Origin of the sequence: Agromyces sp. Marseille-Q5079, from assembly GCF_051016555.1 — a bacterium.
Taxonomy (GTDB): domain Bacteria; phylum Actinomycetota; class Actinomycetes; order Actinomycetales; family Microbacteriaceae; genus Agromyces.
Window position 1 is genome coordinate 509949 of the sequence record NZ_JBPEJF010000002.1, and the last position, 14238, is coordinate 524186.

The 14238-nt window shown below is 69.0% G+C and carries 15 protein-coding genes; 9 read left to right on the forward strand and 6 right to left on the reverse strand.

The window, feature by feature from the left end; all coding sequences use genetic code 11:
* Window positions 1–50: 50 nt before the first annotated feature.
* Window positions 51–1589 carry a family 43 glycosylhydrolase gene (locus ACR3IO_RS06105; RefSeq protein WP_434070281.1) on the reverse strand — a complete coding sequence of 513 codons (1539 nt, stop codon included), beginning with the start codon at window positions 1587–1589 and terminating at the stop codon, window positions 51–53.
* A 258-nt stretch (window positions 1590–1847) separates the two neighbouring features.
* On the opposite strand from ACR3IO_RS06105, the gene ACR3IO_RS06110 reads away from it, so the two are divergent.
* The 3 genes from ACR3IO_RS06110 (at window position 1848) to ACR3IO_RS06120 (ending at window position 4055) form a co-directional block, all read left to right on the forward strand.
* A complete protein-coding gene (locus ACR3IO_RS06110; protein ID WP_434070282.1) occupies window positions 1848–2747 on the forward strand; it encodes an SDR family oxidoreductase in 900 nt (299 codons plus the stop codon).
* Between the two features lie 211 nt (window positions 2748–2958).
* The gene (locus ACR3IO_RS06115; protein ID WP_434070283.1) at window positions 2959–3864 is read left to right on the forward strand and encodes an ETEC_3214 domain-containing protein; all 906 of its coding nucleotides are present in this window, start codon (window positions 2959–2961) and stop codon (window positions 3862–3864) included.
* Window positions 3865–3872: 8 nt separating this feature from the next.
* On the forward strand, window positions 3873–4055 hold the full coding sequence (locus ACR3IO_RS06120; RefSeq protein WP_434070284.1) for a hypothetical protein: 183 nt from the start codon (window positions 3873–3875) through the stop codon (window positions 4053–4055).
* Window positions 4056–4100: 45 nt separating this feature from the next.
* Here the strand turns inward: ACR3IO_RS06120 and ACR3IO_RS06125 are convergent, their stop codons facing one another.
* Window positions 4101–5261: a N(5)-(carboxyethyl)ornithine synthase gene (locus ACR3IO_RS06125; RefSeq protein ID WP_434070285.1), complete on the reverse strand. Its 1161-nt coding sequence runs from the start codon at window positions 5259–5261 to the stop codon at window positions 4101–4103.
* Between the two features lie 176 nt (window positions 5262–5437).
* Window positions 5438–5860: a nitroreductase family deazaflavin-dependent oxidoreductase gene (locus tag ACR3IO_RS06130; RefSeq protein WP_434070286.1), complete on the reverse strand. Its 423-nt coding sequence runs from the start codon at window positions 5858–5860 to the stop codon at window positions 5438–5440.
* Window positions 5861–5954: 94 nt separating this feature from the next.
* Here ACR3IO_RS06130 and ACR3IO_RS06135 point away from each other — a divergent pair, with 94 nt between their 5' ends.
* The 5 genes from ACR3IO_RS06135 (at window position 5955) to ACR3IO_RS06155 (ending at window position 10028) form a co-directional block, all read left to right on the forward strand.
* A complete protein-coding gene (locus ACR3IO_RS06135; RefSeq protein WP_434070287.1) occupies window positions 5955–6818 on the forward strand; it encodes a sigma-70 family RNA polymerase sigma factor in 864 nt (287 codons plus the stop codon).
* 186 nt (window positions 6819–7004) lie between these two features.
* The gene (locus ACR3IO_RS06140) at window positions 7005–8213 is read left to right on the forward strand and encodes a serine hydrolase domain-containing protein (protein ID WP_434070288.1); all 1209 of its coding nucleotides are present in this window, start codon (window positions 7005–7007) and stop codon (window positions 8211–8213) included.
* A gap of 61 nt (window positions 8214–8274) precedes the next feature.
* Window positions 8275–8865, forward strand: coding sequence for a hypothetical protein (locus tag ACR3IO_RS06145; protein WP_434070289.1), 591 nt, complete (start codon window positions 8275–8277; stop codon window positions 8863–8865).
* Window positions 8865–9458 carry an HAD family hydrolase gene (locus tag ACR3IO_RS06150; protein ID WP_434070290.1) on the forward strand — a complete coding sequence of 198 codons (594 nt, stop codon included), beginning with the start codon at window positions 8865–8867 and terminating at the stop codon, window positions 9456–9458. The genes ACR3IO_RS06145 and ACR3IO_RS06150 overlap by 1 nt, the downstream gene beginning before the upstream one ends.
* Before the next feature lie 174 nt (window positions 9459–9632).
* Window positions 9633–10028 (forward strand): hypothetical protein, encoded by a 396-nt coding sequence (locus ACR3IO_RS06155; protein ID WP_434070291.1) that lies wholly within the window; start codon window positions 9633–9635, stop codon window positions 10026–10028.
* A 39-nt stretch (window positions 10029–10067) separates the two neighbouring features.
* Here ACR3IO_RS06155 and ACR3IO_RS06160 read toward each other — a convergent pair whose 3' ends face one another.
* Complete coding sequence (locus ACR3IO_RS06160) at window positions 10068–11033, reverse strand: NAD(P)/FAD-dependent oxidoreductase (protein WP_434070292.1); 966 nt, start codon at window positions 11031–11033, stop codon at window positions 10068–10070.
* Between the two features lie 69 nt (window positions 11034–11102).
* Here ACR3IO_RS06160 and ACR3IO_RS06165 point away from each other — a divergent pair, with 69 nt between their 5' ends.
* Window positions 11103–11669, forward strand: a complete 567-nt coding sequence (locus ACR3IO_RS06165) for an XRE family transcriptional regulator (protein ID WP_434070293.1) — start codon at window positions 11103–11105, stop codon at window positions 11667–11669.
* Window positions 11670–11786: 117 nt separating this feature from the next.
* Here the strand turns inward: ACR3IO_RS06165 and ACR3IO_RS06170 are convergent, their stop codons facing one another.
* The gene (locus tag ACR3IO_RS06170) at window positions 11787–13514 is read right to left on the reverse strand and encodes a beta-N-acetylhexosaminidase (RefSeq protein ID WP_434070294.1); all 1728 of its coding nucleotides are present in this window, start codon (window positions 13512–13514) and stop codon (window positions 11787–11789) included.
* 319 nt (window positions 13515–13833) lie between these two features.
* Window positions 13834–14196 carry a hypothetical protein gene (locus ACR3IO_RS06175; protein ID WP_434070295.1) on the reverse strand — a complete coding sequence of 121 codons (363 nt, stop codon included), beginning with the start codon at window positions 14194–14196 and terminating at the stop codon, window positions 13834–13836.
* Window positions 14197–14238 lie beyond the last annotated feature (42 nt).

Below are 14238 nucleotides of genomic sequence, written 5' to 3' on the forward strand. Positions count from 1 at the left end.
CGGAATCTCCTTTGATCGATCTGCAGGGGGTGGGGTGCGGGTGTGAAAGGTCAGGTCGTGGCGGCGACGAGGTCGTCCGCGTCGTCGAGGGCGGTCGCCTCGGGGGCGGATGCCGCGGGCTCGCGCTCGTCGGCGCGCTCGTCGCGGGCGAACACCGAAAACTCGGTGACCGTGGCGGCGCCTTCGCCGACGAACACGCCGAGCCGACCGCTCGGGCGATCGTAGAGCCGCGTGCTGAGCACGGTCGCGTTGTCGACGGTGGCGACGCAGAGATCGCCGTCGACGATCACCTCGATCTCGTGCTCGCCGGCGTCGAGTCGGCAGGGTCGCTCGAGTTCGACGGCGAAGGGCACGTCGCCCGAGATCTGCCACTGCTCGGTGCCGGTCGACTGGCGCGGCCAGCGATCGAAGACGAACCGCCCGCGCTTGGGCTCGAGCCGGAGCACGTATCCCTCGTCGCCGTCGGCGCTCGCCCGCAGAAGCACGCCGACCTCGGTCGTGCCCTCGGCGATGTCGAGCCGGGCGCGGAGCCGGAAGGACGACGGGGCGTCTTCAGACGTCAGGATGTCGCGGTATCCGTCTGGTACGGCGAGCACGGTTCCGCTCGCGATCGCCTCGCCCGACTGCGAGAAGCCGGGCTGCGAGAAGGCCGGCCGCGAGAAGGTCTCGCGGAGTTCGTCGGCCGGGTGGAAGGCGAGCGTGCCGTCGTCGCGCTGCTCGGCCTCGAGCACCGACATCGTGCCGGCCCACTGCCAGGCACCGGCATCCGTTGCTCCCTCACGCGAGGCGATCCAGCCGAAGAACAGCCGCCGCCCGTCGCGCTCGGCCGACTTCGCCGCGTAGAACGCGCGGCCGTCGATCGTGTCGTGCTCGGGCGTGAGCCAGGGGCCGTGCAGGCTGCGCGACATCCGGTACCTGGTCGTGAAGGCGTCGCTGAACTCGGACGAGACGAGGTACCACCAGTCGCCGATCTTGAAGACCTCGGGGCATTCGTGCGCGATGTAGCGACGCGGGTCCCAGAACGGCTCAGCGGGCTCCCACGTCGCGAGGTCGCGCGATGTGCACTGCGCGATCACTCCCCTACGTCGCGCGGGACCGTCGGCGTGACGCGCGGTGATGAGCATGCGCCAGAGCTGCGCCTCGTCGTCCCAGAAGACGAACGGGTCGCGCCAGTCGGCGGTCTCGTACCCCGCGGTCGCACCGAAGGTGTCCGACGGATGCCGCTGCCACGACGCCATGCCGTCGACGCTCGTCGCGTGCATGACGACCTGCAGCGCGAGCCCGTCGGCGCCGGTCTTCGCCGGGTTCTGTCCGGTGTAGAAGGCGTGGTGCGTGCCGTCGCCCGTGAGCACGATGCTGCCGGTGTAGACGTTGAAGTCATCGGCCGAGGGGCCGCCCGACGAGATGGCCTCGCCCGCCTCGGTGAAGTCGACCAGGTTCTCGGTCACGACTCGGCGCCACGGCATGCCGTCCTTCGGGGAGCGACGCGTCTCGTGCAGGTAGAAGAGGTGGAACACCCCGTCTTCCTGCCACGGGATGACGTCGCCGATCCACGCGCCGTTCGGCTGGTAAAACCCTCGTTGGTTCATCGTCACTCTCAGTTGGTTAAGCGGTTATCCAGAACCATAACCGGCCGAATCAAGTTGGTCAAGCGGTTAATCACCGCGGATTCGAAGACGGTCGAGGGCGCAGCCATGCGACGGCCATCGGCGGCTGGCCGACAGGCCTTCCGATCTCGCAATGCCAGTTCCGCCTCACGATGAGGGGGAACTGGCATCGTGATCTTGAAGCGCCCGCACGCTGAAGGACGCGGCCAGCACGGCCCTGACATCACTTATGCTCGCCACGTGACCACCCACCCCCGCACCGCGATCACCGGTGGCACCGGCTTCGTCGGACGCCACCTGGCCGAACGGCTCGGGCCCGAGGCATCCGTCATCATCTCCAGGCGCACCGGCGTCGACACCAGTGACATCGACGCCCTCACGCGAGCCTTCGAGGGGTGCGAGGTCATCGCGCACTGCGCCGGCATCAACCGCGAGATCGGCGACCAGACCTACCAGCGGGTGCACGTCGAGGGCACCGCGAACGTGATCGAGGCCGCAAAGCGCGCCGGCGTGCGCAAGGTCATCATGCTGAGCTTCCTCCGGGCGCGCCCCGATTGCGGGTCGGCGTATCACGAGTCGAAGTGGGCGGCCGAGGAGCTGATCCGCGACTCGGGCCTCGATTACACGATCCTCAAGGCCGGCATGATCTACGGCCGCGGCGACCACCTCATCGACCACCTCAGCCACACCGTGCAGACCCTGCCGGTGTTCGCGACCGTCGGCTTCCGAGAGAAGCCCATCCGACCCATCCCGATCGACGACCTCACCGACATCCTCGTCGCCGCGGTCGACGGACGGATGCCGCGTGAGACCGTCGCCGTCGTCGGCGCCGAGCAACTGCTGCTGTCGAAGGCCGTGCGTCGCGTGGCATCCGTCGTCGGTCGTCGCGTGGTCGTCGTGCCGTGGCCGGTGTGGGCGCAGTTCGCGCTCGCGCAGGTGACCGAGTGGACCATGAAGGTGCCGCTCGTTGCGAAGGCGCAGGTGCGCATGCTCGCCGAGGGCGTGACGGATGTCGCGCCGCCCGCGGCATCCGTGCCCGACGACCTGCTCCCCCGGCGAATGTTCACGGCCGAGCAGATCCGCGCGAGCCTGCCCGAGCCCGGCGGGTTCGGATGGAAGGACCTACGGGTCAGCCGCTGAGGTAAGCACCGCACGTGCGTGAGATGTCGCGTTGCTCCGCCGACGAAACACGGAGACGAAGCGCTGCCCCACTGCACCAGCTTGGACGGTCTCACGTTGAGGCCGACGGGCCGCGAGGTGAAGCGTCGACTCGCGACGCGCCACCGATAACAGCTCGCGTCGGCTTCGTTGGGAGGATGCTTGGCTCATCGAGGCGCTCATTGGGGGCTGCGTGTCGGACGAACCGAACGACTACGACAAGATTCCACGCTACGAGCGTCCGTGGATGTGGCGATCAGCGTGGCCCGCCTGGTTCGCCATCAAGCGGATCTCGAAATCGGTCCTCGGTATGGCGGGACTCATCTCAGCTGTCTTGGTCATTTTCGCAGCGGCGACCTACCTGCGGGCGACGTGGACGAACTACGAGGATTACGAGATGCTCGCACCGTTGGCCGCTGGGATGAGCGGAGATCGACTGTCTCAAGTGCTCGGTGAGCCATCGACAGTACGGGAGGGCAGCGTCGACTATGGTGCCGACTCCGCTGTCGTCAGCTACCGCCTGTACATTCAGCAACACTTCGTCGTTTCCGCTCTCGTCGACGATGCGGATGAGGTCGTGATGCTGGGAGTGCTGAGCTGCGACGCCGGGTTCCACCCGTCGTTCACGACGCCCGGCTTCACCACCGCCGCGCTCAACAGCAAGCAGCTCGCTGCGATCAACAGCACTCGACCAGACTCCGTCGTCATCAACTACGCGGGTGAAGGTTCAGGCAGCGGCCCGGTGATCTATGCCGAGGTCATAGGCGAACAGGCGGATCACAGCACACGCTTCCACGCGTACGCGTGGGGAGTGAACGGAGTCTGCGATCCGGCGAACCGTCTCACCGATGCATCCGGGAATCCACTTCAGCCCTACGTGGGCAGCGCCGCGGACGCGCCCAGTGAGATCGTCGACTTCCGCAACTCCGTGATGCCGAACTTCTACGCGGAGACCAGCAACGGCTACGCGCTCGTCGACTCCAACATCTTCTCGATCAGCCCGAGCCGGGACGACCTCCCCGCGTGGTTTCTTGAGGAGCAAGGCGTCGGTGGATGCGAACAAGAGACCCCCGGATGCGTGAACGGCTTGAGCTTCTGACGGAGCCGATGCCGCGTGAGACCGTCGCCGTCGTCGGCGCCGAGCAACTGCTGCTGTCGAAGGCCGTACGGCGCGCGGCATCCGTGCCCGACGACCTGCTCCCCCGGCGAATGTTCACGGCCGAGCAGATCCGCGAGAGCCTGCCAGAGCCCGGCGGGTTCGGATGGAAGGACCTCCGGGTCAGCCGCTGATCCTGTCACCCGACCGCGGTGGTTGCCGCCGTCACCCGGTGACGCTCACCCGAGCGCGGGATACGGGTATTCGGCCGAGCGCCCCTGGAACTGCAGGATCGCCTCGTTGCGGACGCGACCGCCCTCGATCTCGATCGCACGGCTGATGGTGTCCGACTCGGCCCACGCCCCGGGGCCTTCCATCACGGTGCGGAGGAACGGCATCAGGGCTTCGCTGATCTCCCACGTGGCCGAGTTCCACAGGAACGACGGGCTGTGGTCGACCGCGTAGTAGTTGGTCGAATCACCGACCGTGAACATCGGGTCGGCGAACGAGGTGGGCCGCGCCCACTCGAATCCCATGCCCTCGTCGATCGAGACGTCGACGATGAGGCTGCCGGGGCGGAAGGCACCGAGGTCCTCGGTGCGCAGGTAGGTGAGCGGTGCGTTCGGATCCTGCAGGGTGCAGTTGACGACGATGTCGTGCGCGGCGAGGAACGGGGCGAGTGCGACCGGGCCGTCCTCCGTGTTCACGGTGCTCGCGAACGGCGCCTCCGGGTCGTGTTCGAACTGGATGATGTCGACGGACGGGATCGGGGAGCCGACGGCAGCCGTGTCGCGGTTGGTCAGCACGCGCACGTCGTGGATGCCGTGCGCGTTCAGCACGGTGACGGCGCCGCGCGCAGTCGCGCCGAAGCCGATCACCACCGCGTTGAGCCGCCGCCCGTAGTCGCCCGTCGAGCCGCACAGTTGCAGGGCGTGCAGCACGGAGCAGTACCCCGCGATCTCGTTGTTCTTGTGGAACACGTGCAGCCCGAACCCGCCGTCGGCCTTCCAGTGGTTCATGGCCTCCCACGCGATGAGCGTGAGGCCCTTGTCGATGGCGTATTGGGTCATGTCCCGGTCCTGGACGCAGTGCGGCCAGCCCCACAGCACCTGTCCATCGCGGAATTCGGCGAGGTCGGATGCGAGCGGCTTCGGCAGGGCGATGACGTCGGCCTCGGCGATGATGGCCTCGCGGCTGGCCATCGCGCCCACCAGCGGAGCGAGCTGTTCGTCCGAGAAGCCGAAACGCTCGCCGTAGCCGTGCTCGAGGATCATGTTCGCGCGCAGGTCGGCGTCGATCCGCTCGAGGTGGGAGGGATGGATCGGCAGTCGCCGCTCGTCGGTCTTGCGCGAGGTGACCAACACCCCGAGTTTGAGGAGAGCGGGCGTCGGCGTGTTCATGTGGACTCCAGTTGTGCGGCTGCCGGTGTCGGCTCGAGCTCGCTCACCAGCATCCGTCATGGCAGGTGTAGACCACGGGTGAACCGCCGTCCGTCGAACCGGCGTCCTTCCCTGAGGGTACGTCACGGATGTTCGCGCGATCGCCGATCGCGGCGAGTCCGCTCGGAGGATGCCGATCAGGCGCGGACGAACACGATTGCAGCCGGGAACCGCTTGAGCACCGGCCGGAACGGCCCCTTCGTGAGACGTTCCGCCGCGGCCGCATCGACGATTCGCGGCTGCACCAGCTCGACGTCGCGCCCCTTCCAGCGCAGCGAGGCGCCGTCGGCCGCGATGACGTTGCGCGCCCAGTTGGTCTTCGCACCCCACGGCAGGCCGATCATCACGATGGCGGCGTCCCTGGTGGGTACCACCGCGATCGGCGTCTCGTACGCCGTGCCGCTCTTGCGCCCGCGATGACGGATGACGCCCCAGACCGGCATCCACCTCCGCCCCGCGAGTGCTCGGGCGACGGGCGCGGTGGCGTTCACGAGCCGGCGGGGCGGCCCGCCGGCGGCATCCGCGCTGCTGCGTGCTGAGGTCGTCGTGTTCTCGTTCATACCAAGGGGACGACTGAGCGATCGCGATTGTGACCATCGGAACGACATCCGGACTTGCCGTCACAGTCGGCCCGGGTGGATCGTCTCTCTTGACATGACCGATTTCGCCGAGCTCTGGACCGCCCACCGGTACGTCGTCCGCGACGTCGCGTACCGGGTGCTCGGCTCCGTCGCCGACGCCGAGGACGTGACGCAGGAGACGTACGTGCGGCTGCTCGCCCGCGGCGACGAACCGCTCGACGACCCGCGCGCATGGCTCATCACGGTTGCGTCCCGGCTCTCGATCGATCGGCTGCGCGCGCACGAGCGCTCCCGCCGCGCCTACGTCGGACCGTGGCTCCCGGAACCGATCGTCACCGACGAGCGGACCCTCCCCGAGGATCGCGTCACGCTCGACGACTCCGTACGGATGGCGCTGCTCGTGGTGCTCGAGCAGCTGTCGCCCGCCGAGCGCACGGCGTTCCTGCTGCACGACGTCTTCGACCTCGACTTCGGCCGCGTTGCGGAGATCCTCGGCGTGAGCCCGGCGAGTGCGAGGCAGTCCGCGTCGCGCGCACGCAGGCGAATCACGGCGCAGGGCGAGGCCCGGTACACCGTCGATCCTGCGGCCGCCCGCCGCCTGTCGGAGCAGTTCGCAGCGGCCGCGACCGACGGCGACCTCGACGGACTCGTCACGGCCCTCGCCGCAGATGCCCGCGGCCACTTCGACTCCGGCGGCATCTTCCCGGATGCCCCGACCGAAGTCGTGCACGGCGCGGAGCGGATCGCCCGACAGCTGCTCGCGAACGTCGGCGGGCAGGGCCTCCAGTTCGAGGTCGCCGAGGTGAACGCCGAGCCCGGCATCATCGCGCGCCGCCGCGGCCGGATCATCTCGGTGCTCGCCCTCGAGTTCGCCGGCGACCGGATCTCGGTCATCCACGGCATCGGCAACCCGGCGAAGCTCACCCACCTGCGCTGAGTTCGCGAGCGCCCCCGAGACACCGGTGATGAAGCGGCCGGGCAGGCCCCACGACAGCGCGCGCTCGCCCCGCCCCCTGAAGTGGGGCAGGTCCCGTCCCGCCTCGAACCGAATGCCCGGCGTAGGGTCGCGAGTGGGGGCACGGGCTCTCGAACTGCGCCTTGCACGACGCTGAGGGGCCTGATCATGCAGAACTCCACGTTGGCGGTCGCCGCCGTCGCGGCCGCCACGGTCCTCCTGCTCAGCGGATGCGTCGCCACGGCGTCGGACGCCGCCTCCACCCCGTCGGCGACATCCGCCCCGTCCCTGGATTCGGCGCTGCGGACTGACCTCGAGGCGGCGCTCGACGAGGGATTCGCGGCATCCGGGATGCCGGGGGTCATCGTCGGGGTGTGGATCCCCGGCGAAGAGGAATGGGTCTCGGCGCGGGGCGTGGCCGATGTCGAGAGCGGCGACCCGATGAGCCGCGAGAACCAGCAGAAGATCGGCAGCATCACCAAGACGATCGTCTCGACGGTCATGCTGCAGGTGATCGGCGAGCCCGAATTCGATGTCAGTCTCGACGACACCCTCGACCGCTGGTATCCGGACTTCCCCGAGGCATCCGCCATCACGGTGCGAATGCTGCTGAACCACTCGAGCGGCACCGGCGAGGCCGGCCGGGCGCAGGTCGACCGCATCTGCAGCGCGCCGTACGCCATCCCGACGTCCGATGAGCTCATCGCGGTCAGCGCGGCGACGCCCCGCGCCGACTTCGCTCCGGGTGAGGGATTCGAATACGCCAACACGAACTACTTCCTCCTCGGCGGCATCCTCGAGCAGGTCACGGGCGAGGACCTCGCGACCCTCATCCACGACCGCATCACCGAGCCGTTCGGCATGGAACGCAGCCGATTCGCGCCCGACGGCAAGGTCGCCGCCCCACTGACCCATGGCTACTCCGGCTTCTGCCCCGACCTCGGCGACCCGGCCGACACCCTCGACTGGTCGAACGGCGAGAGCTGGGCTGGCGGCGCCATGGTGTCGACCCTAGACGACCTGCACGCGTGGGGCGAGGCCCTCGGCGAGGGCGCGGGCGTGACTCCCGAGCTGCAGGTCGCACGGTATGCGGATGTCGCAGCGATCGGTGACGGCGCCGCGTACGGCCTCGGCACGGGTCTCGAGCTCGACGTCGAGACCGGATGCGTCATCAGCGTCACCCACGCCGGCGCCGAACCCGGGTACGGTTCGAACCTCGCGTACTACCCGGCGACCGGGGCGGTCTTCGCGATCCTCGGCAACGGCGACGGTGGAACGGGCGATGCGACGACGGAGGTCCTGAATGCGCTGGGGCCGGTGCTGCGTTCGGCGGTCCTCGGGTCGACGACCGAACCGTGCGCCGCGCCGTGGGGATGACGGCGATCTGACACCGGTGGCCGCACCGGCGGGCGACGCCTGCGCCTCGTAGGCTGGACGCGTGCCCCGACTTCACGCTGAGCCCGATCTCTCCAAGTGGGTGCCGATCACGGATTCCCTCGGATTCCGCGGCCGCCGCCACCGCAAGGCGGCGATCGGGATGCTGCTGTCGCAGGCGAAGGGCCCGGATGCAGCGCCCTCGAAGCCCGGCGGCGGCTTCAGCGCCTGGGCGATGAGTCAGGCCGTTCCGTTCCTGATGCGCAAGGCGGCCGGGCGGGTGCTCGTGTGGGTCTGGAAGGCCGAGCCCGACCTGCTCGTCGTGATGGCCCAGGTGCAGGCGGCGACGCCCGAGGTGCGCATCGCGCGGGCGTCGCTGCCGATCGAGTACGACGACACCGAGGAGTTCCGCGGCACCTACCTCGGCGTCGGCGAGAAGCTCGCGATGCCGCTGCCCCCGGGCGGTCGGCCGCCGTTCGCCACCTTCACATGGGATCTCGGCGAGCACTTCGTGAGCGTGACGGCCGTGTGCAGCGATCGCGAGCGATTCGGCACGGTCATCGGAGCCGTCGACGACCTCGCGCGCGGCATCCGCGTCATCGACGACCTCACCGTCGGAGAGTCGGCGCCGGTACTGCGGATCGACCCCGCCTGATGATCCGGGTCGTGCTCTTCGACCTCGACGGTGTCATCCGGCACTTCGACCCCGACCACCTGGCCGGCATCGAACGCAGGCATGGGCTCACTTCCGGCACGATCGCCGGCATCGCCTTCGCGAAGCCGTTGATCGACGAGGTCACGACCGGGCGGATCACCCGAGCCGAGTGGGTGCGCCGGGTCAGCGAATCGGCCGGCAGTGCGCCGGCCGCCGAGGAGTGGGGCGTCCAGCCCGCGGTCGTGGATGACGCACTCCTGGAACTGTCCGACGAGATCCGCGGCCTGGGCCTGACGACGGCGGTGCTCACCAACGGCACCGACACCATCCCGGCCGAGATTGCCGCGCTGGGCATCGCCGACCGGTTCGATGCGATCTTCAACTCCGCCGACATCGGGTTCGTCAAGCCCGATGTGCGCGCGTTCGAACACGTGCTCGATGCCCTCGGGGTGATCGGCTCAGAGGTGTTCTTCACCGACGACACGGCCTCGAAGCTCGCCGGCGCCGACCGCCTCTCGATGCGCACTCACGTGTTCGACAGTGTCGACGGCCTTCGCGACCAGCTCAGAGCGGCGGGCGTCGGGGTTCGGTAACCGACGAGAATCCCTGCACCACGCGGATGCCGCGCCGAACCGTGCGACTTCGGCGACGTGGTGACGGCCAGCCTGCAGCCACCGCGACCGCGACCGTCGGGTCGATTCACCTCTCTGCTTGACGCGCCCCCGTCGCGGGCGTAGACCCGAGGCATCCGAGAAGGAGGTGCCGTCATGGCGAAGGATCTCTTGGTCACGCTCGAGGATCAGCCCGGTGAGGGGGCACGACTCGGCGAGGCGCTCGGCACGGCGGGCGTCAACATCGAGGGCCTCTGCGCGTTCATGGAGGGCGGAACGGGCTCCGTGCACGTGCTCGTCGACGACCCCGCAGGAGCGAGGGCGGCGCTCGAGGGCGCCGGCATCACGGTCGACGCCGAGACCGACGTCATCGTGAGTCCGGCACTCCCCGATCCCGACCTGGACACGCCAGGCGTGTTCGGCGGGATGGCACGCGCGCTGGCCGACGCCGGGATCAACATCTCGCTCGTCTATGTGGTTTCCAGAAACCGCGTTGTGCTCGCGACGAGCGACAACCAGCGGGCCACGCAACTGCTGCAGACGATGATGTAGCGACCCGACGCGTCGCACCGGATCAGCGCGACGGACGCGTCAGGCGTCGACCAGCGCAGCGATGTCGGCGGCGACGAGGTCGGCGTTCAGCGCGCCCGCCACGAGCGACCCGAGGCCGAGCGAGACCGAGACGTTGGCGCGCATGTTCACGACGTTGCCGACCGCCCACACCCCGGGCACCGAGGTGCGCCCGTCATCGTCGATGTCGACCCACGAGCCGAGCTCGCCCTCGGACGTCGACGCCCCGAGCGAGCGCAGCAGGGCATCGCGCGGGCGAAGCGTCGGGCCCGTGAAGACCACTCCAACGTCGACCGAGCGCCCGTCGACCTCGACACCGGTGACCCGCTCGCCCTCGATGCGCAGTCCGGTGACGGCCCCGGATTCGACCCGGATGCCCCGGCGCGCGAGCCGGTCGAGTTCGATGGCGGATGCCTCGCCAACGGCGCTCTCGAAGTAGACGACGCGGTCCGACCACTGCCGCAGCAACTGCGCCTGCTCGACGCTTCGCGGCGAGGTCGCCACGACGCCGATGACGTCGTTGCGGTGCTCCCATCCGTCGCAGTACGGGCAGACGACGACGCCTCGCCCCCACTGCTCCCGGAATCCGGGGATGTCCGGCAAGACGTCTTCGAGTCCGGTCGCGACCAGGATCCGACGCGTTCGGAGGGTGCCGTGGGCCGTGTCGACCTCGATGACCGACCCGTCGACACGCGCAGCATCGACCTCGCCCTGGACGAATCGCACGCCGTACCCGGCCGCCTCGGCGCGCCCGCGTTCGAGCAGCACGAGCGGCGACAGGCCGTCATGGCCGAGCACCCCGTGCATGTGCGCAGCCGTCCGGTTGCGGGGTGCACCCGAGTCGATGACGGTGACCCGGCGGCGGGCTCGGCCGAGTGAGAGCGCAGCGCTGAGGCCGGCCGGGCCACCGCCGACGATCACGACATCCGTGAGCGCCGCGTCATCCGTGTAAGCCGCGACGTCCGTTCGTTCCTGTGCACTGTTCATGTGATTCATGCTGGCGCCCGGCGTCACGAACGGCAATACTTGTTGCCGCATCAGCAACGAGGACAGCGTATGGAACAGCGCGATGAATTGGCCGGCATCGGCGAGCGGCTGCGGGCGATCCGCGAGTCGCGGGGCATGACGCTTCGGGCCGTCAGCGAGGCCAGCGGCATCTCGACGAGCACGCTGTCGCGTCTCGAATCGGGTTCCCGGCGCGCGCAGCTCGACCTGCTCATGCCGCTCGCGCGGCTGTACCGTCTGCCACTCGACGACCTCGTCGGCGCGCCGCCGCTCGGTGATCCGCGCATCCACCCGCGGCCGCGGCTGAGGAACGGCGTCGTGACGGTGCCGCTCTCGGGCGGTTCCGGTGCGTGGGAGGCGTTCAAGCAGGTGCATCCACCGGCGCCCGAGAAGCCGATCACCCAGTTCGTGCATCCCGGCTGGGACTGGATCTACGTGATCTCCGGACGGATGCGGCTGCTCCTCGCCGACGACGACCTCATCATCGAGGCCGGCGAGGCCGCCGAGTTCGACACCCGCGTGCCGCACGGGTTCGGCAACCCCGGCCCCGACGTGCTCGAGGTGCTCTGCCTCTTCAACGCGCAGGGCGCCCGGGTGCACACCCGCGCCTCCGTCTGACGGTGAGCCCCGGGTGCAGGAACCGGAAGGTCCACCCCGGCGCCAGGGTTTCGCAAACTGGCACAAACGCGACGAGGCGCCACCGGAGAGCCGGTGACGCCTCGTGCAGGTGAAGCCCTACCCCTCCCAGGGCACGTCGGGCGCGCGGTAGAAGCCGATGCCCATCTCGTCCCACCGGTCGGCCTGGGCGACGATGCGGCGTTCGAAGTCGTCGAACGAGCGCACCTCGGGCGCCGACCAGCCGACCTCGGCGATCGCCGGCATGCGCGGGAAGCTCACGAAGTCGGCGTACTGCGAGACCGGGATGAACTGGTCGAGCGACGTCGGCAGCTTCGTCGAGCCGGAGTAGGCGCGGTCGGCCCAGAGCGCCGCCTCGACGCCCTCGATCTGCTCCTCGGTCGCAAGAGAGACGCGGCCGTCGGGGCTCGAGGTCACCGAGATCGGGTCCCAGTCGTAGGCGCGCTCGAGGTCGACGAGTCCGGCCCAGCTGAGGCCATAGGGAACAGTCGAGTCGTACTTCATGTCGAGGTACGAGCGGTCGGCCGGTGAAGCCACCACGGTCGCTCCCTGCGCGAGCGCGTTGCGGAGCTCCCGCACGTCGGGGCGCTCGTTCGCCGTGCCGATCGAGGCTTGGTCGCCGGCGTCGGCCCACCACTGCATGATCGATCCGGCGGGCAACGGCGAGGCGCCGATCTGGTGCCAGCCCATGACGCGCTTGCCCTGCTCGGCGAGGATCTCGGACGAGGTCTTCACATACCAGTCCATCTGCTCCTGGGTGGTCGACGGCACCTCGTCGCCGCCGATGTGCACGATGTCCGACGAGCTCTGCTGCGCGGCTTCGGTGAACACGTCCTGCAGGTAGGCGCGCACCTCCTCCCGGCGTTCGGGTGTGAGGCAGATGGTCGGCAGGCCGACGTCGAACCCGGAGTACGGCGCGACGGCCTTTCCGTCGCAGTTGATCTCGGGAATCGACGCCTTGGCAGCCATCGCGTGGCTCGGTCCGTCGATCTCGGGCACGACCTCGATGAAGTGCTCGGCGGCGTACGAGACGATCTCCTGGTAATCGGCCTTCGTATAGAACCAGGGGCCGCCGGTGCCCGGCTTCCAGCCGCTCTGCGTCGATGCACCGACCTGCGTGAGTTCAGGTCGCGCATCGACCGTGAGCCGCCAGCCCTGATCGTCGGTGAGGTGCATGTGGAGTGCGTTGTACTTGTACAGCGCCATCTGATCGATGAAGCGCTTGACGTCGTCGACCGGATAGAAGCGCCGGCCGACGTCGAGCATCGCGCCCCGGTAGTCGTAGCGCGGCGCGTCGCTGATGTCGACCGCCGGGATCGCCCAGGCCACGTCGGATGCCCCGGCCGATTCGATCTCGGGCGGCAGGAGCTGTCGCAGGGTCATCACGCCGCGGAACAGCCCCTCGGCGCTGTGCGCTTCGAGCGAGATGCGCGTGCCCTCGGTCTCGAGCGTGTAGCCCTCGTCGCCGAGGGCCGCGTCGCCGCGGGTCGACAGTTCGATGGTCGCCCCCTTGGACGCCCCGGCGGCCCGCTGACCGACGGGGATCGGGTAGCCCGTGGCATCCCTCAGCAATTCCGCCAGGCCCTCGCCGACGGCGGCGGAGCCGTCGTCACCAGGGTGCACCTTGATGACGGTGCCGGCACCGAGCTCGATGGGCGCCGCGCCCGTCGCGGCGACGTGCGACGGCTGCGGGATGAGTGCGAGGTCGGCGAGTGGATCGTCGCCCGCCGAGCCGTCGGCGGCGTTTGCCGACAGGGGCGTTGCGACGAACGCGAGCGTGCACACCGTCATGGTGGCGACGAGCGCGGCGCGGGGTGATCTGGACATCGGCATTCTCCTCGAGCATCTGCGGTCAAGTGGTCCGGGTTCACTGAGAATGTGCCAGTCCTGATCGATCATGTCAATAGCAAAGCACTTCCAGTCAAAAGTGATCATTTCGGATGATCGAATGATCACTTGGGGTGAGCATTTGGCGTACCAGCCTGAAGTCACGACCACCGCGCTCGTGCGACTCCGACGCGCATCGCAGCGCCATGACGGCAGACGGTGCGCCATGCTCGGAGGTGCTCGCAGAGCCGCCCTCAGCGACCGCAGGAGGTCCGCTGCCCCGCCGCGACGGCAGCACGGCGTCGAAGCCGGGCATCGATCACGCGACGCGGTCGCGAGCAGCCAGGATCGCTTCGGCGAAGCGCGCTGCGCCATAGCAGCGCACCTTCAGCATCGCCTCGGGTGTCGTGATCGCCACGATCTTCGTGAAGAGTCCCCAGAGCACCGTCACGTCGGTGATCTGCGCGAGGGGAACGCTGACGTCGAGTGCTCCCGATTGCATGAAGCGGTTGAGCCCGTTCGGCGAGAAGGTCACGGCCTTCGTGGTGAGGGTGACCCAGCCGCCCACCCACAATCCCCCGAGGGCCCCGCGGAGGATCGGCGTCGACGGCATGGTGATGTGGACCGTCACGTCTTCGACCAGCGCGTTGGCGATCTTTCTCACGAGCACGTCTTCGTGCATACGGCCATTGTCACGTCGGCCGGCGGCCGGGTCCAGAGCGAG

Bases quoted from the DNA above. Each gene is read 5' to 3' on its own strand.
- ACR3IO_RS06105 (WP_434070281.1), bottom strand. From the start codon at position 1,589: ATGAACCAACGAGGGTTTTACCAGCCGAACGGCGCGTGGATCGGCGAC.
- ACR3IO_RS06130 (WP_434070286.1), bottom strand. From the start codon at position 5,860: ATGAACGAGAACACGACGACCTCAGCACGCAGCAGCGCGGATGCCGCC.
- ACR3IO_RS06150 (WP_434070290.1), top strand. From the start codon at position 8,865: ATGATCCGGGTCGTGCTCTTCGACCTCGACGGTGTCATCCGGCACTTC.
- ACR3IO_RS06135 (WP_434070287.1), top strand. From the start codon at position 5,955: ATGACCGATTTCGCCGAGCTCTGGACCGCCCACCGGTACGTCGTCCGC.
- ACR3IO_RS06165 (WP_434070293.1), top strand. From the start codon at position 11,103: ATGGAACAGCGCGATGAATTGGCCGGCATCGGCGAGCGGCTGCGGGCG.
- ACR3IO_RS06160 (WP_434070292.1), bottom strand. From the start codon at position 11,033: ATGAACAGTGCACAGGAACGAACGGACGTCGCGGCTTACACGGATGAC.
- ACR3IO_RS06170 (WP_434070294.1), bottom strand. From the start codon at position 13,514: ATGTCCAGATCACCCCGCGCCGCGCTCGTCGCCACCATGACGGTGTGC.
- ACR3IO_RS06140 (WP_434070288.1), top strand. From the start codon at position 7,005: ATGCAGAACTCCACGTTGGCGGTCGCCGCCGTCGCGGCCGCCACGGTC.
- ACR3IO_RS06125 (WP_434070285.1), bottom strand. From the start codon at position 5,261: ATGAACACGCCGACGCCCGCTCTCCTCAAACTCGGGGTGTTGGTCACC.
- ACR3IO_RS06120 (WP_434070284.1), top strand. From the start codon at position 3,873: ATGCCGCGTGAGACCGTCGCCGTCGTCGGCGCCGAGCAACTGCTGCTG.
- ACR3IO_RS06155 (WP_434070291.1), top strand. From the start codon at position 9,633: ATGGCGAAGGATCTCTTGGTCACGCTCGAGGATCAGCCCGGTGAGGGG.
- ACR3IO_RS06175 (WP_434070295.1), bottom strand. From the start codon at position 14,196: ATGCACGAAGACGTGCTCGTGAGAAAGATCGCCAACGCGCTGGTCGAA.